Origin of the sequence: Rhizobium sp. ZK1, from assembly GCF_047782645.1 — a bacterium.
Taxonomy (GTDB): Bacteria; Pseudomonadota; Alphaproteobacteria; order Rhizobiales; family Rhizobiaceae; genus Rhizobium.
Window position 1 is genome coordinate 1,793,653 of sequence record NZ_CP180586.1, and the last position, 18,518, is coordinate 1,812,170.

Annotated in this window: 16 protein-coding genes; 3 read left to right on the plus strand and 13 right to left on the minus strand. The window is 61.5% G+C overall.

The window, feature by feature from the left end; all coding sequences use genetic code 11:
• Positions 1-11 precede the first annotated feature (11 nt).
• The 6 genes from ACK9YZ_RS09225 to folP form a co-directional block, all read right to left on the minus strand.
• Complete coding sequence (locus ACK9YZ_RS09225; RefSeq protein WP_416066352.1) at positions 12-455, minus strand: DUF421 domain-containing protein; 444 nt, start codon at positions 453-455, stop codon at positions 12-14.
• A 7-nt stretch (positions 456-462) separates the two neighbouring features.
• Positions 463-957 (minus strand): hypothetical protein, encoded by a 495-nt coding sequence (locus ACK9YZ_RS09230; protein ID WP_416066353.1) that lies wholly within the window; start codon positions 955-957, stop codon positions 463-465.
• Between the two features lie 175 nt (positions 958-1,132).
• Complete coding sequence (locus tag ACK9YZ_RS09235; RefSeq protein WP_416066354.1) at positions 1,133-1,477, minus strand: oxidoreductase; 345 nt, start codon at positions 1,475-1,477, stop codon at positions 1,133-1,135.
• A gap of 85 nt (positions 1,478-1,562) precedes the next feature.
• Positions 1,563-2,012, minus strand: coding sequence for a 2-amino-4-hydroxy-6-hydroxymethyldihydropteridine diphosphokinase (gene folK, locus ACK9YZ_RS09240; RefSeq protein ID WP_416066705.1), 450 nt, complete (start codon positions 2,010-2,012; stop codon positions 1,563-1,565).
• Positions 2,013-2,073: 61 nt separating this feature from the next.
• Positions 2,074-2,439: a dihydroneopterin aldolase gene (gene folB / locus ACK9YZ_RS09245; protein ID WP_216758276.1), complete on the minus strand. Its 366-nt coding sequence runs from the start codon at positions 2,437-2,439 to the stop codon at positions 2,074-2,076.
• A gap of 75 nt (positions 2,440-2,514) precedes the next feature.
• Positions 2,515-3,444 (minus strand): dihydropteroate synthase, encoded by a 930-nt coding sequence (gene folP, locus ACK9YZ_RS09250; RefSeq protein ID WP_416066706.1) that lies wholly within the window; start codon positions 3,442-3,444, stop codon positions 2,515-2,517.
• A 66-nt stretch (positions 3,445-3,510) separates the two neighbouring features.
• Between folP and ACK9YZ_RS09255 the strand changes: the two genes are divergently transcribed.
• On the plus strand, positions 3,511-4,140 hold the full coding sequence (locus ACK9YZ_RS09255; protein WP_183734903.1) for a DUF922 domain-containing Zn-dependent protease: 630 nt from the start codon (positions 3,511-3,513) through the stop codon (positions 4,138-4,140).
• Positions 4,141-4,464: 324 nt separating this feature from the next.
• On the opposite strand, the gene ACK9YZ_RS09260 is transcribed toward ACK9YZ_RS09255, so the two are convergent.
• Together ACK9YZ_RS09260 and ACK9YZ_RS09265 are read right to left on the minus strand one after the other, a co-directional pair.
• Positions 4,465-4,785 carry a 2Fe-2S iron-sulfur cluster-binding protein gene (locus ACK9YZ_RS09260; RefSeq protein WP_112547779.1) on the minus strand — a complete coding sequence of 107 codons (321 nt, stop codon included), beginning with the start codon at positions 4,783-4,785 and terminating at the stop codon, positions 4,465-4,467.
• 201 nt (positions 4,786-4,986) lie between these two features.
• The gene (locus ACK9YZ_RS09265) at positions 4,987-5,358 is read right to left on the minus strand and encodes an Hpt domain-containing protein (RefSeq protein ID WP_416066355.1); all 372 of its coding nucleotides are present in this window, start codon (positions 5,356-5,358) and stop codon (positions 4,987-4,989) included.
• Between the two features lie 464 nt (positions 5,359-5,822).
• Here ACK9YZ_RS09265 and ACK9YZ_RS09270 point away from each other — a divergent pair, with 464 nt between their 5' ends.
• Together ACK9YZ_RS09270 and ACK9YZ_RS09275 are read left to right on the plus strand one after the other, a co-directional pair.
• Positions 5,823-12,785: a hypothetical protein gene (locus ACK9YZ_RS09270; protein WP_416066356.1), complete on the plus strand. Its 6,963-nt coding sequence runs from the start codon at positions 5,823-5,825 to the stop codon at positions 12,783-12,785.
• 194 nt (positions 12,786-12,979) lie between these two features.
• Complete coding sequence (locus ACK9YZ_RS09275) at positions 12,980-13,846, plus strand: D-alanyl-D-alanine carboxypeptidase family protein (protein ID WP_416066357.1); 867 nt, start codon at positions 12,980-12,982, stop codon at positions 13,844-13,846.
• A gap of 63 nt (positions 13,847-13,909) precedes the next feature.
• Here ACK9YZ_RS09275 and ACK9YZ_RS09280 read toward each other — a convergent pair whose 3' ends face one another.
• The 5 genes from ACK9YZ_RS09280 to ACK9YZ_RS09300 are packed head-to-tail and all read right to left on the minus strand — an operon-like array spanning position 13,910 to position 18,457.
• Positions 13,910-14,350 carry a hypothetical protein gene (locus tag ACK9YZ_RS09280; protein WP_216758288.1) on the minus strand — a complete coding sequence of 147 codons (441 nt, stop codon included), beginning with the start codon at positions 14,348-14,350 and terminating at the stop codon, positions 13,910-13,912.
• A gap of 35 nt (positions 14,351-14,385) precedes the next feature.
• Positions 14,386-15,000 (minus strand): ABC-type transport auxiliary lipoprotein family protein, encoded by a 615-nt coding sequence (locus ACK9YZ_RS09285; RefSeq protein ID WP_416066358.1) that lies wholly within the window; start codon positions 14,998-15,000, stop codon positions 14,386-14,388.
• 54 nt (positions 15,001-15,054) lie between these two features.
• Positions 15,055-16,425 carry an MlaD family protein gene (locus tag ACK9YZ_RS09290; protein WP_216758294.1) on the minus strand — a complete coding sequence of 457 codons (1,371 nt, stop codon included), beginning with the start codon at positions 16,423-16,425 and terminating at the stop codon, positions 15,055-15,057.
• Positions 16,426-16,434: 9 nt separating this feature from the next.
• Positions 16,435-17,286, minus strand: a complete 852-nt coding sequence (locus ACK9YZ_RS09295; RefSeq protein ID WP_216758297.1) for an ABC transporter ATP-binding protein — start codon at positions 17,284-17,286, stop codon at positions 16,435-16,437.
• Between the two features lies 1 nt (position 17,287).
• Positions 17,288-18,457 (minus strand): ABC transporter permease, encoded by a 1,170-nt coding sequence (locus ACK9YZ_RS09300; RefSeq protein WP_416066707.1) that lies wholly within the window; start codon positions 18,455-18,457, stop codon positions 17,288-17,290.
• Positions 18,458-18,518: the final 61 nt, after the last annotated feature.

The window sequence follows — 18,518 nt, forward strand, 5'->3', positions numbered from 1 at the left end:
TTCCCCCTCCCTCACTCCTTCGGAATGATGCTTATATTTCCGCTCACCTCGAGAATTGCAAACCGGATATCTTTGACACTCTCGATGCCCTGCTGCGTTCTTGCGGCTTCCATCACATCGTCTGGCTGAAGTCTCGATCCCCTCAGTGCGGCCTCATCGTAGACCCCGTTGGTAACGAGGACGGTCGGAACGCCGTCGATCAATCTGGCTGTGCGGCGCGACCAGCGCTTCAGATAGGAAAGGGCGATGTCGGTCGTAAACAACGTGAGGATCAGGAGCACGGCGTTGGTGATCGAATAGTCGTCGCCCAGCATGGCCTGCTGGGTCGTCTCCGACATCACCAGCACGATGACCAGATCGAACGGTGTCATTTGAGCGAGCGTACGCCGCCCCGACAGCCTGATGATCATCAGCAGGATGAAATAGATGGCGACACCGCGAACGACTGCATCCATCAGCACCTCACGGCAAGACGATGACCGAACGTTCGACGACGTCCTGGCCAATACCGATGCGGAAGGAGCGCAGCCCCGGCTTCTGCGTCTGAAGCCTCAGAATCACCTGGCTCGCCGCGATGGCGTCGGCAGGAAAGACATAGCCGATACGCCCGTTCTCGTAGTCCGTCGCTTTCTGCGGCGGTTCGATGCTTTCGATGGAGAAGATCGTCAGGAAATCGGGATCGACAACGAACCTGCGGTCCGAAGAGGATGGTAGGAAAAAGACGCGCAGCTCGTCGGGCGCATTCCACCGCGTGATGATCGGAAGTTCGAGGCTGCCGCCGGCAAGCTTCGTTTCCTGTTGGGAGAGAGGCCCGCCGCGCCCGAGCGCTCCGAAAAGCGCGGAGATGAGAATGGCGGCAAAGCCGACCCATGCCCAGCGCTGCGCATGCCAGATGCGCTCCTGGAAGCGAGTGTGATCTTCGATGCCTTCGGGAAGGCTGCGGCTCGTGTTCGGCATGTCGGCACCTGAAGAAGCGGCTTTTCCGGCTCCCGTTGAATTGCCTCATGATATTTCCAGCTTGGTCGCCACTCTGAGTTAGAGCAGCCGGCGCAGGCGACAAGGCGTTGCTAACGCAAGGAAAAGCCCCGCATGGCGGGGCCTTTGAGAATTGTTCAAGTCTTGCAGCCTGCTCTCAATGGCAATCCTGCTGACTGTCGGGGCTGGGATGCGCCGTGTTGTCGTTCTGTGTGGAGGCGCCGCCGCTCTGCGGCCGGCAATTGTCGCCGGTTGCATCGCTGTTGCCGAGCGAGTTGTTGCCCGCATTGTTGCTGCTATTCACCGAACCGGTCGAATTATCGTCGGTCCCGCTGCCGTTCTGCGAACCGCTGCCGCTTTGGCTATTCGTATTGCCGGACATGCCCGTACCGTTGCCGCCGGAATTGCTGCCGGCGCCGCCGGTACCGCCACTCGACTGTGCAAAGGCCGACGTGGCCATGCCGAGCGTCAGCAACGATACTGCAATGATTTTCATGCCCATGATTTTCTCCTTGGGTTTGCTTACCAAGGGTCAACCGGAGCGCTTCCAGAATGTTCCGATCACAGAATTCAAAAGCTTCAGCCGTTCAAGGCTTGCGCCACCAATCACGGCTGTCGTTTGCGATCTCGATTCCCGTGATATCTGCGCTGGCCAGCCAATCGGCCACCACCCTACCCCGAACCACAAGCTCTGGCGCGATATCGGCAAGCGGCATCAGCACGAAGCCCCGCTCCGTCATGCGCGGATGCGGCAGTTCCAGCCGCGGCGCATCCTGCTCGATGCCCTCATAAGTCAGCACATCGATGTCGAGCGTGCGCGGCCCCCAGCGCTCGATACGCTCGCGCTTCATCTCCCGCTCGATCGACAGGCAGAGATCGAGCAGCGCTTCCGGAGCAAGCCGTGTTTCCACAGCCGCGCAGGAGTTGAAGAAATGGGACTGCTCGGTCTTGCCCCAGGGCGGCGTGCGGTAAAGCCGCGACACGGCCGCCACCCGGCAACCCGCGTCGGCATCGAGCCGCGTGAGTGCCGCGGCCATGGACTTGACCGGATCGCCGATATTGCCGCCGAGGCCGAGCGTTGCGAGACGGAATCCGGGATCAGACACGATGCTCAACGGTCACCTGCACGAAGTCGAGCACGCCGGGGATAGGCGCATTCGGCTTGCGCACCGTGATCTTGGCCCTGATGATCTGCGGGAATTTCTTGCAGAGCCCCTTGGCGATATCGAACGCCAGCGCTTCAATCAGGTAACGCCGCTGGCCGACGACGATTTCTTCGATGATGGTGAAGGCGGTGCCGTAGTGGACGGTCTCATCGATGGAATCGTTTTCCAGTGCACTGCCCGCTTCCACCTCCAGTTCGGCATCCACGAAAAAGCGCTGGCCGAGGAATTCCTCTTCGGCATGCACGCCGTGGCGGGCGAAGAAGGCGCAGTTCTGCATCAGGATCGTATAGGTACTCATGACGGCCTCCCCCTAAAGAATGTCGCGCAAAAGTGCGTAGCGGTTTTGCGACAACGACATGCGTAGAACAAAGACTTAAAGCGTGGCATGCGGATCTGACAGATCGTGACACGCTTTAGAAGTGTCGTTCCGGGCGGCCAGCATAGCATCGGCTACGGCAAGCGCATCCCTGTTGATTGCGACATTGTGTACCCGGAAAACAGCCGCGCCTTGAACCCGCAAGAGCGCGCTGGTCGCGGCCGTCGCCGCATCGCGCTCCGCCGGCTCCCGGCCCGTGACGGCACCGAGGAATCGCTTGCGCGAGGTGCCGGCAAGGAGCGGCAGGCCGAAGCGGTGCAGCTCTTCGAAACGCGCCATCAGTTCCAGATTTTCTCCCGGCGTCTCCTTGGCAAAACCGAAGCCGGGATCGAGTACGATACGGTCACGCAGGACGCCGGCAGCCGAAGCGATCTCCAGCGAACGATCGAGAAAGAAAATCTGGTCATCGATGATATCGGCAAGCTTCTGCCGGTTGCGGCCCGTATGCATGATGCAGAGCCCCGCCCCGGTCTCGGCCGACAGCGCGGCGATTTCAGGCTCCTTCTGCAAGCCAAAGACGTCGTTGACGATATGGGCGCCGGCACTGATGGCAAGTCGCGCCGTTTCCGCGCGATAGGTATCAACGGAAATCAAGGCTTGCGTGCGTCCGCTGAGCGCCTCGATGACGGGCAGTACCCGCGCCTGTTCCTCCGCCGCGCTGACGGAAGCCGCATCCGGCCGCGTCGACTCGCCGCCGATATCGAGGATTTCGGCGCCGTCCGCGACCGCCTGCAGCGCGTGCTCGACGGCGCTGTCGACCGTCTGATAACGCCCGCCGTCGGAGAAGGAATCCGGCGTCACGTTGACGATCGCCATGATTACTGAGCGCTTGCCGAGCTTGATCTCGCGACCATGGGCCACACGCCAGAAACTGCTATCGAGCTGATTCACCAGTCTAATCCCGTCACTAACGAAAAAAGCCGCTATCCGATATTGCGCTTACCGTGGCTATGCCCCAAGCTCCGCCAAACTTCAACACAGGTTCAGTTCAGAATGCCGCTTGCGTTGCGTTATATGCGCCTTCCCATCGCCTTTTCCATGATTGCCCTTTTCCTCTGCAGCCCCGCGGCAGCCGAAGTCATTGCAACGAAAAGCTATTCCTACTTCGATATCAAAGGAAAGACAGCCGACGAGCTGGACGATGAGCTGAGCCGCCGTGGCCCGACAGCGAACGGCTCCTCCGCCCGCCATCCCGGCGCCACCAAGATCCGTTTCGGCGGTGAAGCGACCTATATCCAGGAAAACGGACGTTGCCGCGTCGGCAACGTCAAGGTCACCGTCCACACGCAGATCATCATGCCGCGCTGGGGCAACCGCAAGGGCACGAGCCGCGAGCTGTCGATGATATGGGATGCCTTGTCGAGCGATATCAGGCGCCACGAGGAGCGCCATGCCGAGATCGCCCGCACTCAGGCCCGCGTCATGGAGCGCGAACTCAAGGCGCTCCCGTCGCAGCGCAATTGCGAGGCCATGCAGGAACTCGTCTCGAATGAGTCGGCTCGCGGAATAGAGGAGCATGACAAGCTGCAGGCCCGATTCGATCGCGTCGAAGCCGTCAATTTCCAGAATCGCATGTTGAGACTGCTCAACAATAGACTCAAGGGCAAAGGCGGCGAAAGATAAGCTCTTTTCAGCCTCAAGGCGAGTAGGGATCGTTAGCTGCACAATGAAACTTGTGCGAAACTTGTGCGCTTCCCAGCCTTTTACCGGTCATTTTTCATTCTGGTGGACTCAACCGGAAAGCGGTAATATGACTATATTCGAAAGTGCAGTAAGGCAGCTGGCTTTCGTGACTGTGTTCTCCTGGCGCGTTCCGAAGCCGCGGGTGTTCCTCCCTCATCCGTAGGTAATGCGCCCGCCTCGCCTCGCTCGCCTCCGGCGTGCGAGGCTCTCTTTTTGGTAAAGCTCCCCCATTCTCACAAGAATGTTCTTCGAAACAGTGAGAAATCAGGCCTGCCGTTCCGGCACGTGCACGGTAAGGCCGTCATAGGCAGCCTTCATCCTGATCTGACAGGAAAGGCGTGAAGTCGGACGCACGTCAAAGGCGAAGTCCAGCATATCCTCTTCCATCGCTTCCGGCGGACCGACGACTTCCGTCCACTGTTCGTCGACATAGACATGACAGGTTGCACAGGCGCAGGCGCCGCCGCATTCGGCCTCGATGCCGGGCACGGAATTGCGGACCGCATTCTCCATTACGGTGGAGCCTTGATCGACATCGAGATCGAAGCGCGTTCCGTCAAAGGCGACGATGGTAAGTTTGGGCATCAGGATTATTTCCGGTCTTTGGTCGTAGATGGGCGGATTTTCTTCCGACAATTCGGCGCGTCAGTCAACATTGCCGGATGCCCCGAGCCTCGCAGATACGCAAAGGCTGCGCCATTCCCGATGCGTCATGGAGAACGTCGCAAAAAGACCCGCCGTTCCCTAATGGAACAGCGGGCCTAGGTCGTTTACAACCTTCCTGCCTTATCCTCGGCAGAGTTTCAGGATGAAATTCTCGGCATCGATGACGGCTGCACCGAGGGCTGCCATGGCGGTCGCGTCGCCATTGTTCACTTCCACGGCTTCCGCCGACTGCGAAACCCGGAAGGCGCCGATGGAGCTTGCTGCCCCCTTCAGGCGGTGCGCGGCTGCGCCTACCTTGGCGGACTCACCGCTTGCAATGTCCTGCAGGCAGGCGCGCGCCTGGCGCGCAAACATCTGGAGGACTTCAATTTCCACCGTCTTGTCGCCCATCGTCTGGCGCGCAAGATGGACAAGGTCGATCGGCCGTACCTTGGAAGGCGAAGGCCCGTTGGAATTGTCAGGTGCTTCGAACGCAATGCTTACTGCTGCCATTTGCCAATTCTCCCGTCTCGTATCGCCTGCGGTTGCATAAGTTGTGCGGTCGGAGAATGGCGATCCTGTTAAATTCCGGCACATCAGAGGCGGAAATCTGACCGTATGGTTAACGTCCCTTAAACATCGCTAAAATATCGGCTTTTAGGCGGGATTCAAAATTTAAAGGTGTTAACAACAGGTTAAGAAGGGCGCAAACGCAAGGGTTCATTAATTGTCTAAGGCACCCAGATGTGTCACTACGATACTGTTGAGGCGGGCTCATGCCGCGCGCCTTTGCCGTCAGAGTGGATAATGGTAGTGTTTTGATACCTTTCGTTTGAAAAATCGGCTATCTACTCTGAAATAACATGCTTATCCGTCCGTCTTGGGATGGAAGGCTGGAACGGCGAAGGTTCTTTCCGGGCAAAGGCGGTGGCCCGGATGCGCTGCCGGACTTGCCGGGAATTGTGAGGCGTATCGGAATGGCAAATAACAAGTACAATGAATCGATCGAGGACAAAGCGTTCAAGGCATTGGACGAGGCGCTTCAGATCGATTTCGGCCAGGAAAACGTGCCGCCCCGCCGCGGTAACGCGCCCCACGCCCCGGAGGCTAATGTGACTGACCCATCCAATGCCCGTAATCAGGCCCAGGAAGAAGCACAACGCCGCCGCGGTCGCGCTGGCCGCACAGGCGATCAGCAGGCACCGCGGGCGCCGGCCTTCGCCCCCGCCAACGACGCCAGCCGCAATTCACCTGCCTCGCTTCTGAAGTCGCTGGAAAACGGCTCCAGCCGCCCTGCCCTGCGCACGGCCACTCTCGTCTCCATTCTGTGGGTGGTCATCGGCCTCGGCCTGATGTTCATGCTCTATGCGCCGCAGATCGCGCAGATCCGCTCGCTGACCGATCTCGCTGCCCTACCGGGCGTGATCGCCGGCATCGTCGGCATCATCGTGCCGGTCATGATGTTCTATGCCTTTGCCATCATGATCTCGCGTGCCCAGGACATGCGCAACGCCGCCCGCTCCATGGCCGAGGTTGCACTGCGCCTTTCCGAGCCGGAAACCATTGCGTCTGAACGTATCATGACGGTCGGCCAGGCCGTGCGCCGCGAAGTATCGGCCATGAACGAAGGCATCGAGCGCACCATTGCGCGTGCTTCCGAACTCGAAACGCTCGTGCATTCCGAAGTGAATGCGCTGGAGCGCTCCTACGCAGATAACGAACTGCGCGTTCGCGGGCTTGTCCACGAGCTCGGCTCCGAGCGCGAGGCGATCGTCAACCATGCCGACCGCATCCGCTCTTCCATCGCCGGCGTCCACGACCAGCTCAAGGAAGAACTGTCGCTCGCCACCGAAGAGATCGCCATCCGTCTTGCGACCTCGGGCGAAGCCTTCGCCTCGCTGATCGATACGCGCGCCGCCGCGATCATGGAGAAGTCGGACAGCGCCATGCAGTCGCTCGGCACGCTGCTGGCCGCCAAGACGGATACGCTGCTCCATACGCTGACTGCCTCAGGTCTTGCGATCGGCAATGAATTCGACAACCGCCTGGACGCGCTGACCAACACGATCAACGAACATGGCGAGCGCCTGCTCACCCAGTTCGAGACGCGCGCCTCGACGATGGACGCCAGCACCGAGCGCCTGAATGCGGCGCTGCAGGAGCGCACCCAGCAGCTCAACGAGATTCTGATCTCCCGCACCCGAGATATAAATCAGAGCCTGACATCGGGCGAGCGCACGATCGGCGGCACGCTCGATGACGTGCTGACCAGGCTGAACGCGGCTCTCGACGAAAAAGGCGCCAGCTTCCGCCAGAGCCTGCAATCGACGGCCGACGATGCCGTCATGGATCTCGACTTGCGCTCGGGCTTCTTCGAGGAGCGTCTGCAGACGACTGTCGCCCAGCTTTCGACTGCCTTCGACGAACGAGTCGCCGAATTTACCGACGCCTTCGACAAGCGCGCCGGTTCGCTCGACACCAAGCTCATCGAGAGCCTTACCCGCATCAACAAGACGCTGTCGGGCAGCGCCGATTCCATCGATAACATCCTCAATTCCAATATCGATCGTCTCGGCACCTCCATGACCGAGCAGTCGCTGGCGCTGGCGACCGCCTTTGCAACCGGCCAGGAAGTGCTGGAAGGCACGCTTGCCAGCCGTGCGAAAGAGATTACCTCGGCGCTGACGACCCGCACCGGCGAGCTTAGCTCCGCTCTCGGCAACGCCACCTCGGAAATCTCGCTGGCGCTCGCGACCGGGACCTCCGAACTGCAGAACAACCTCGCCGCCCGGGCAGCCGAATTCCGGGATACGCTACAGACGACCACGACCGAACTCGCCACTGCCGTCGACAGCGGCACCGAAAAGGTCACGGGCGCATTCGGCGGTCGCGCCGAAGAGCTGAGCAGCGTTCTCGCCGCCCGCGCTGCTGAAATCACCGATGCGCTGAAGACTGCCCATACCGGCCTTGACAGCGTGATGGCCGAACGCGGCGGCGCCCTGATCGGCGCACTCGCCGACCACCACACCCGCTTCGACGAAGCGCTCACGAGCCGTTCCGAAGCCATCATCAATACTGTCTCGGGCACGCATGACCGTCTCGCCGAAACCCTCGACGAAAAGGCCATGGCGCTGGCGATTTCGCTAAACGAGACGCAGTCGCGCATCGAAGACACGCTGGCGACCCATTCGGAATCGCTCATATCAGCCGTTTCCGGCACACATGACCGCCTCTCCGATACGCTTGATGAAAAGGCGATGGCGCTTGCCATCTCGCTGAACGAGGGCCAGGCCCGCATCGACGATACGCTTGCGAGCCACTCGAAAGCCATCGTCGATGCCGTTTCCGGCACGCATGACCGCCTTTCCGACACGCTCGATGAAAAGGCGATGGCGCTTGCGATCTCGCTGAACGAAGGTCAGGCACGTATCGAGGATACGCTTGCGAGCCACTCGAAAGCCATCGTCGATGCCGTTTCCGGCACGCATGACCGCCTTTCCGACACGCTCGATGAAAAGGCGATGGCGCTTGCCATCTCGCTGAACGAAGGTCAGGCTCGCATCGACGATACGCTGGCGACCCGTTCTGAGGCGCTACTCGGCGCCGTTTCCAGCACGCATGACCGTCTCGCCGAGACACTGGATGAACGGGCGATGGCGCTCGGCATTTCGCTGAACGAAACGCAGGCGCGCATCGAAGACACGCTGTCGACGCATTCGGAAGCGTTCATCAATGCCGTATCGGGCACGCATGACCGCCTCGCCGAAACGCTCGACGAGAAGGCGATGGCGCTCGGCATTTCGCTGAACGAAACGCAGGCGCGCATCGAAGATACGCTGTCGACCCATTCGGAAGCGCTGATCAATGCCGTCTCCGGCACGCATGACCGCCTCGCCGAAACGCTCGACGAAAAGGCAATGGCGCTTGCCATCTCGCTGAACGAGAGCCAGAACCGCCTGGAAGACACGCTGACGGCGGGTGCTGACGCTCTCGTCAATGCCGCCGCCGGCACCCATGACCGGATCGCCGCATCGCTCGGCGAAAGCCAGCTCCGCATCGAGGAAGCGCTCACCAGTCGCGCCGAATCCATCGTCCATGCCGTGACCAACAGCGCTGACCGCCTGTCCGATACGCTCGACGAAAAGACCATGGCGCTCGCCATTTCGCTCGACGACGGCCAGAGCCGCTTCGAATCCGCGCTCGAAAACCGCAGTAACGCTATCATGGACACTGTTGCCAGTGCCGAAGAGCGTGTTGCCGGCGCCTTTGCCGACCGCACGGAAGCGATCCGCACCGCCTATACGGACAATCAGGCTCGTCTCGAAACCGCGCTTGCCGAGCACAGCGCTACGCTTTCGGAAGCTCTGGATGCCGGTGGCGCTCGCATGGAAGGCATCATCGGCAGCATGACGGGCCGCATCGAGGATAGCCTCATCGATGCGCAGCAGCGTCTGGGCAGCGTTGCGAACGATGCCGCAAACAACATCGAAGGCGGTCTCGAAGCCGCACATGACCGCATCCGCGCCACGCTCGACGATCGCACCAATGCCATCACCCTGTCGCTGACCGAGGCCCATAACCTCATCAACGACACGCTTTCCGAACAGGCGACCTCGATCGGTACGTCGGTTGCGACGAGCATCGGCATGCTCGAAATGTCGCTGGAAGATCGCGAGGCCGCGATCCGTCAGGCGATCGACAACAGCGCCCAGACGCTCGAGAACCGCATGCGCGAAAGCGCGGGTCAAATCGCCGGCCGCTTCCAGGAAGCCGCCAACACGATCTCGCGTTCCGCCGCCGATTTCTCCGGCCATCTCGACCATTCCGTCGACAATCTCACCGGTCGGTTCACTGAAACCGGCGCTCGCGTCGAAGCCGGACTTGCCGCCATCGAGGCTCGCATCGCCGATGGCGTCGGCGGCGTGGCCGATAAGGTCGACGCGGCAGGCAATCATCTCTCCGGGGTGCTGAACGACGGTATCTCCCGCCTCGGCGCGATCGGCGACGACACAGCCGAGCGCATCGCCACAACGCTCGGCAACAGCGCCGCAAATCTGACGCATGCGCTCGACAGCCGCAGCACCAGCCTGACCGAGGCCCTCGATAGCCGTGCCGCCAGCCTGACGGAAGCATTGCATGCTGGCACTGCCAACCTCACTCAGGCCCTCGACAACAGCAGTGCAAACCTCACGCAGGCTCTGGACAGCCGCCGGGCACATCTTGCTGAAACGCTCGACAGCAGCAGCGCGACCATGGCGCAATCGATCGATGGCCGCACCGCGGCACTGAGCGACATGATGGATCGCGGCAACGCGCGCATCGAGGAACGTCTCTCCACCATGGACCGCGCTCTGACCGTCGGTCTGGATGCCGTCAACCGCACGATCGAAGGCAAGGCCGCGGGTCTCGCCGCAAGCCTGCGCAGCGCCGTTGCCGAAGCTGCCGAAGGCATGGATGGCGAAGCCGCGAAGTCCTCGGAACTGCTCAGCCGTACCGGCCAGCAGTTCGCCGAAGCCATGGACGAGCGCTCGTCGCAGATCGTCAACCGCGTCGCCGAGGCGCAGAGCCGCCTCGCCGGCCAGGCTGCTGCCGTTGCCCAGACCTTCTCCGAGGCCGGCAACGTCATCGTCAGCAAGGTGGCGGAAGCAGAAAGTATCGTCAGCAGCCAGGTCAGCGCCATCAATCACGCGCTTGCCGATGCCGGCCAGACGCTGGAAGCGCACGGTAATTCGATCCGCTCGACCCTGACGGATGCCAGCAGTCAGATCACATCGAGCATGGCTGATGTCGACCGCGCGCTCGAAGCCCGCACCAGCATCATCCGCTCCAGCCTGGAGCAGCGTGCCCGCGAGATCGATACGACGCTCACCGATATCGACAAGGCGCTGGAAGCACGCGGCAGCTCGATCCGCGCAACTCTCGACGAGCGCACACGCGAATTGAACTCCATGCTGGCTGGCCGCTCCACCGAGCTGACGCGCATCCTCGACGAGACGGCGCGCCCGATCATCGACCGCTACACCGATGCCGGCCAGGAAGCCGCAGCCCGCATCACCGCGGCGGCAAGCCTCAGCGCCGAGCGCCTCCGTGCGGAAAATGACGCAATCACCCAGGCCGTCGAAGCGCGTGCCGAAAACGTCGCCAATGCCGTCGCCGCCATCGAGAACAGCCTGACGAACAACGTCGATGGCCTCGTCCAGCGACTGTCGGAAAGCAGTGCCGCCATGGCCATGATGATGACGCGCGCCGCCGACCAGCTGACCGGCGTCGACGGCCGTCTCAGCGACACGACCTCGCGCTTCACGGACTCTGCCGCCAAGGCCGCCGAAATGGTGTCTGCCTCTACCCGCCTTCTCGAAGGCAAGGTCGATCGCCTGTCGGATATTTCCGGCCAGACGCTCGCCCAGGTCGGCAGCATCATCGGTCGCTTCGACGATCACTCGAAGGTTCTGGGCCAGGCCTCGCATCTTCTTGCCGCCGCCCAGTCGGGCCTCGTCTCCACGCTGGAAGAGCGCGAAGACGCCTTGCAGACGCTGGCGGCCGGCCTCGTCCAGCGCTCGGGCGAGATCGAAAAGACCATGCGCGGCCTCGGCGGCATGATCGAGACGGTCTTCGAGCGCGCCGAACAGCGCTCCAATCAGGTCACCGGCACGTTGCGCCAGAGCGTCCAGGCCTCCTTCGCCGATATCGGCCGGGTGCTTTCGGACACCGAGAAGCGCGCCGAAGAGGCAGCTTCCACCATGCGCGAAGCAATCAACCGCGCCGGCGAGGAAGCCAATGCGACGATCGACAGCAGCTTTGCCAATGTCGAGCGCCGCTCCGGCGACCTCACGAACCGCCTGCGCGGCGGCCTGACGGCCTCGCTCTCGGAAGTCGAGCGCATGCTCGGTGAAGCCGGCCGCGCCTCCGACAATGCAGCGCAGAACCTGCGCGGATCGCTCCGCGATGCGATCGAGGAGGCGGTCGGCCGATTCTCGGGCGCAACAGAGGATATCCGCCGCTCGGCAGCCGATATCCGCAACGAACTCGACGCCACCCGCGCCGAGCTGAAGCGCGGCGCCTTCGACCTGCCGGAAGAAGCCAAGGAGAGCGCGTCTGCCATGCGCCGGGCCGTCGCCGAGCAGATCAAGGCCCTGCAGGATATTTCGCAGATCGTCGGCCGCTCCAGCCAGCGGCTCGAACTCTCCGAGCCGGTCGCCCGCACGCTTGCCCAGGCCGAACCTGCTCCGCGCGTTACCCAGCCGGTGATCCCGACGGCGCCTGCCCCGCAGCCGGCACCGACGGCGCGCCAGTCGATCGAATCCATGGGCCTGCGCGGCACTATTTCGCCAGCCCCGACTGCAGCGCCCGCTCCGGCTCCTGCACCCGCTCAGCAGCGTCCGGTCGCCCAGGCTCCGCAGCCGGCCCCTGCTCCAGTTCGCCAGGAAGCTCCGCGCACGGAAGGCGCCGGCGGCGGCTGGATCAGCGATCTCCTGCGCGGCGCCTCGCGTGAAGAGGCCGAAGAGGCTTCGCGTGCTCCGGCCCGCCCCGCTGCCGAAGCGGCCGCTCCGGCCCCTGCTCCCGCCCAGCGCGCCAATGACAGCCGCAACCCGCGCCATGTCGTTGAATCGCTGAATTCGCTCTCGGTCGATATCGCCCGCGCCATCGATCATGACGCCTCTGTCGACCTGTGGCGCCGCTATCAGCGCGGCGAGCGCGACGTCTTCACCCGTCGCCTCTACACGCTGAAGGGCCAGCAGACCTTCGACGAGATCAAGCGCAAATATGATCGCGAGCCCGAATTCCGTACCGCCGTCGACCGCTACATCGGCGATTTCGAAAAGCTGCTCGCCGATGTCGCCCGCACCGATCCGAACCGTACGGTGACGCAGTCCTACCTGACCTCCGACACCGGCAAGGTCTACACGATGCTTGCCCATGCGGCGGGCCGGTTGAACTGAGTTGCTGCGCCGGACGATCAAAACCTGAGAGTGTGAGACAAAAGGGGTCATCTGTGGATGGCCCTTTTTTATTGCCGCGGCTCCCTCATTCCGTCACAAACATCCCTGATCCGCATGGGCCGGACGGGGCGGTAGGCCCCGGCCAGGCCAATCACCAAGCAAGTTGCTTGTCACGACAGAGACCGTAGATATTGATGACCAAGACGACCTCCCGGCTGATAGTCGCCGCCTTCTCGTCCCTATTTCTTTTGGGCGCCTTCATCCAGGCCGAAGCCGGCCAGGCAAGCTTCCTCGTGGACGCGCAGTCCGGCCAGGTTCTGGAAGCCTCCAATCAGGACGATCTGAATTATCCGGCGTCGCTCACCAAGATGATGACGCTCTATCTCACCTTCCAGGCGCTGCATGAGGGACATCTGACCTGGGATCAGAAGCTCACCATGTCGGAAAATGCCGAGAGCAAGGAGCCCTTCAAGCTTGCCGTCGGCGCCGGCCGTAAGGTGACGGTCAAGGAAGCCGTCGAAGGTATCGTGGTGCTGTCGGCCAATGATGCCGCTGTAGCGCTCGCCGAACAGCTTGGCGGCTCCGAGCAGGCCTTCGGCTCGCTGATGACGGTAAAGGCGCATGAGCTCGGCATGAAGGACACCATCTTCAAGAATCCGTCGGGCCTGCCTGATCCGGAGCAGGTCACCACGGCGCGTGACATGGCGACATTAGGCGTTTCGCTGATGCGCGACTTCCCCGAGGAGTTCAAGCTCTTCTCCATGCGCGGCTTCCAGTTCCGCGGCATGAAGCTGCGCGGCCACAACAACCTCATGTATCGCTACAATGGCGTCGACGGCATCAAGACCGGCTTCACCGACGCGTCGGGCTATAACGTCGTGACCTCGGCCACCAAGGACGGCCGCCGCGTGGTCGGCGTCGTCATGGGCGAAAAGACAGCCAGCCTGCGCGACGACAAGATGGCCGGCCTGCTCGACAGCTACCTGCCCTCCGCTTCGACCGCTACTGCTTCGGCAACGGGCGGCACCCCGACGATGACGGATGCGCAGCCCACGAAATGACGTGGTAGGCAAAGGCTGCTCAGCAGTTTTGCCTACCACTGGGATGCCAGTGCATCATTGCGTTCAGTGGCTGGAAAGAAATCGTTGCTGGGCCTGCTCCCTATCTTTCTCCGGAATGCAACGAGCCCAGCCAGAATAATTGATGGCCCCGCCCGAGAAGGCGAGCTCCGGCGATTCAACGTTCCCTCTCTGTACCGTCCATTCAAGAAGCGAACCCCACCAGAAGTTTCGCTTCTGGCAGCCAAATCGCACGCATGTAAATTGAATGGATTTGGAGACTTGTGTGCAGCTGAATCCCAATGCTCGGAGCTTTGTGGCCATGGCGGCCTCGTCTCCTTTCATTTCGGTCGCGAGTTGTTGGACGAAGGCTTTGTAAGCATCGAGGTTAAGAGGCAGCGGAGTGAGCGTATTGCTGCGAACATCCTGAGCTTGCGCACTGCTCCAGGCTTCAAAAATGAGCAAGAGCGCGAATGCTAAACTGCACGCTGTTCTCAGTTGCGACATCCTACCCCCCAGCATTCCTCAGGGCTCTGAATGACCTAGATAGATTTCAGCGTCCAGCCGACGATCTGATCGGTCACTTCGGTAAAGGCGCGGCCTAACCCCTTGACGAAACTCACGTTGTCACCGCCGGCCGGAGCCGTGGCCCGGAAGACCTGCTGGGCGCGCACTGTGCCGTTTCGATCGTTGAGGATCTTGGCGGAAATCTCCACCACAGCCTTGTTGCCGGACGCTGCGTCGATCTCGAAGGAGCGGATGTCGGTCACGAGCTGATAATCGATCGCCAGTCCCTGCCCCGGCTTTCCGACGCCGCCGAGCTTTCCGGAATTCTCGAAGGCCTGGACGAGCTTCGATTGCACCATGCGCGGCAGCGTATCGCTCCACTGCGAGCGCGACAGATACTGGATTTCCGAGGGTGAAACGCGAATGACGATCTGGTCGCTGTTCAGCGCCTTCAGCGCCGTTGGATCGGCAATCAGGATCTGCTTGTTCTTGGCCGACGGACCGGTGCCATCGACCGTGGCTGCCGAGAGATCGTAGGTGTCGTTCTTCGCCGCCGTTCCGCAACCTGCGAGAAGTGCTGCCGTCAGCGGCAAAATAATCGCCGTTCCACGGATCCAGGAACGGCGCGACATCACATGCGATAGACCCATATTACGCTACCCCTGACCTCTGTTTTTATTCCCGCAATTCCTGACTGAAGCTGCTCAGCGCCGCGTGCGCCCGTCATATTGCTTGACCGTCGGCCCGCCGAAGATGATCCGCTGCGGGTTCTGGTCGAAATTGCTGATGGCATTGTTGAGATTGTTCGCCGTGCCGCGCAGCTCATTGACCAGTGTCTGGACGTCACTCAGCCCGCTGCCCGAGAACCGCTGCAGATTGTCGGCAATCGGCCCGATGCGCGCATTGACGTTGTCGGCGACCTTCTTGAAGGATTCGAGCGTCGCGCGCGCCTCGGTGAAGAGCGAATTCGTATTGTCTGAGCCAAGCAGCGCATCGACCTTGATGAGGATGCCGTCGACGCGGGTCGAAGCCGAGTTCAGCTTGTTCGCCATCTGCTGGACGTCCTGGATCGTCTGGTCGATGTCTTTCTTGCGGTCTCTGACGGTATCGGTGACATCGCGGATCGAGGCGACAGCGGTGCGCGCATCCTTGGTCGCCTGGGCGATATCGTCCACCGAACCCTTCACCTTGTTGGTGTCGATGGCGGCGACCAGTGTATCGACACGATCGAGTGTGACCTGTGCCTTCTTGCCGAATTCGTTGTAGGTCGTCACCGTCTGGTCGACCTTGTCGACGAGCCCCTTCAGATCGCCGGAGGCGTCGGCTATGTCACGGCTCACCTTCTCGGCATTGCTCAGGATCGTGTTGATCTTCTTCGCGTCGACCGCCTTCACCAGATCCTCGACGGCCGCAAGCGTCGAATCGACACGGCCCGAGACATTGCGCACCGTGTTGGAGAGGTCGCCCACACTCTGCAGGAAGCTGTCGATATTGCCGGAATTCTTGGCGAGCGCATCCGAGAAGGTTTCGGCATTCTGCAAGGTCTTGGTCAGTGGCCCGCGCGCATCGCGTACGAAGCCCTGCACATCGCCAACGGCGTCATTGGCGCGGTCGAGGATCTTGTCGGCGGTTGCGAGAAGGTTGGTAACGCTCGACTGGTCGGCGACAATCACTGCGCGCTTGCCGCTTTCCATCGCCTGCTGGAGGATGTTCTTGTCTTCCTTGCGGCCGCCCGAAAGCTCGATATAGGCCGCACCCGTCAGGCCCTGGATTTCAAGGGCCGCCTTGGTGGACGGATAGATCGGCGCATCCGAGCGTACTTCGGTAAAGGCCAGCGAATATTGCGGGTCGTCGGCATCGATGGAGAGCGTCTGCACCGAACCGACCTGGATGCCGTTGAAACGCACTGGCGAGCCGACGCTCAACCCGTTGGCGGAGCCCGGAATACGCACGATCAGCTCGGCCATCGGCCCGCTGCGGCCATATTCCGCCATCCAGTAGACGAAGCCGAATGCGGCAGCGATCACCAGAACGGTGAAAAAACCGACGATCGTGTAATTGGCTTTGGTTTCCATCGTCTCCGGTCACTTCCCGCTGTCATGCCGCGCCCGGGCCGCCGGCGCATCGTCCTGCGGCACGATCGAACGCGCGCGCTTGCCCTTGAAGTAGGCCTGAACCCACGGATCGTCGTAGGCCAGCATGTCGTCGATCGTTCCTTCCACCATTACCCGCTTCTTTCCAAGCACGGCAATACGGTCGCAGACCGAGAACAGGCTGTCGAGGTCGTGGGTCACCATATAAACGGTTAACCCCAGGCTATCGCGCAGATTGGCGATCAGTTCGTCGAATTCTGCCGCGCCAATCGGATCGAGGCCCGATGTCGGCTCGTCAAGGAAGACGAGCTCGGGATCGAGCGCCAGCGCGCGGGCAAGCGCTGCGCGCTTGATCATACCGCCCGAAAGCTCGGAAGGATATTTGTCGGCAGCGTCAGCGGCGAGGCCCACCATGCGGATCTTCAGATGCGCGAGCTCATCCATCAGTGTAACGGGCAGGTCGAGATATTCGCGCATCGGCACCTGGATATTCTCCTTCACCGTCAGCGAGGAGAAAAGCGCGCCCTGCTGGAAGAGGACGCCGAGACGCATGTCGAGCGCATTGCGTTCCGGCTCGTCCAGCTCGTCGAAATCCTGGCCCAGGATCTTGATGGTGCCGGAGCGGCGCGGCAGCAGGCGAAGCACGGTGCGCATCAGCACGGATTTGCCGGTGCCCGAAGCACCGACGAAGCCGAGGATTTCGCCGCGGTAGATATCGAGATTGAGCTTGTCGAGCACGATCTTAGGCCCGAAACCGACCGTGACGTCGCGCGCCGACAGCACGACATCCCGGTTCCCGTTTTTGGTCGTCTCGATCGGTTGCTGATCCACGTCGCCCGCCATGTCAGAAATCGATCGCTGCATAGAACATCGCAAAAAGCCCGTCCATCAGGATGACGACGAAAATCGCCTTCACGACGGAAGCCGTCACATGCTGGCCGAGCGATTCGGCGCTGCCGCCGACTTTCAGGCCCTCGACGGCTGCAACGATGCCGATGACGAGCGCCATGAAGGGCGCCTTGATCATGCCGGCCAATACGGTCGAAAGCGTCACGGCCTCATGCAGGCGCGACAGGAAGGTGGCAAAAGTAATGCCCGAATACAGATAGGCGACTGCAGCCGCACCCGCCAGCGAGGCGAAGTTGGCAATGATGGTCAGGAGCGGCAGCGCAACCGTCAATGCCACCAGCCGCGGGAAGATCAGCACGCCGATCGGGTTGAGGCCCATCACCTTCAGCGCATCGACTTCCTCGCGCATCTTCATGGAGCCGATTTCGGCGGTGATCGCGCTGCCCGAACGGCCGGCAATCATGATCGCGGTCAGAAGCACGCCGATCTCACGCAGCTGCAGGATGCCGACGAGATCGACGACGAAGATCTCGGCACCGAAATAGCGAAGCTGGAATGCGCCCTGCTGCGCGATGATCGCACCGATCAGGAAGGACATCAGCAGGATGATCGGAACGGCCCGCACACCCATATGATCGATCTGGTTGACGATCGAGGCTGGCGAAACGCCGCTGCCGCGGCCAAATTTCATCTGTGCGCCGCGCACGGCCGAGCCGAGGATATACATGGAGGCGGCGACATTGTCCCAGACATCGAGGGTCATCCTCCCGATCGGTGCGAGAATGCGCTCGGCGATCGATGGCTTCTCCTTCTGCTCGGGCTCCTGCTTTTCAGGCTCCTTGGAGAAGGTGGCGATCAGCTCGTCGATATGCTGGTTCGTGCCCTCGAAATGAACGGTTCGCCCCGCCTCTTCCTGCTTTTTCTTTAGCCGGCAAAGAAGCCAGATGCCGGCGGTGTCGATATCGGTGACATTGGCAAGATCGAGTGTCAGGTCACCGCTGTTGTTGCGTGACAGCTTCTCGAAATCCTGCAGGACGAGATGGATGTTGGCGCTGCGCCAATTGCCTTCAAGATGCACATGCTGACCCGAGCCCCCGGCTCGGTCGTCCACATGCAGCGAGGCGGCATTGCGTTTCTCGGACTTCAAAATACTTGTGTCTTTCAATGCTTGCAGCGACAGTCCCGACTCGCGAACATGGTATTCGCCGCCCGGCGCGTTAATATAC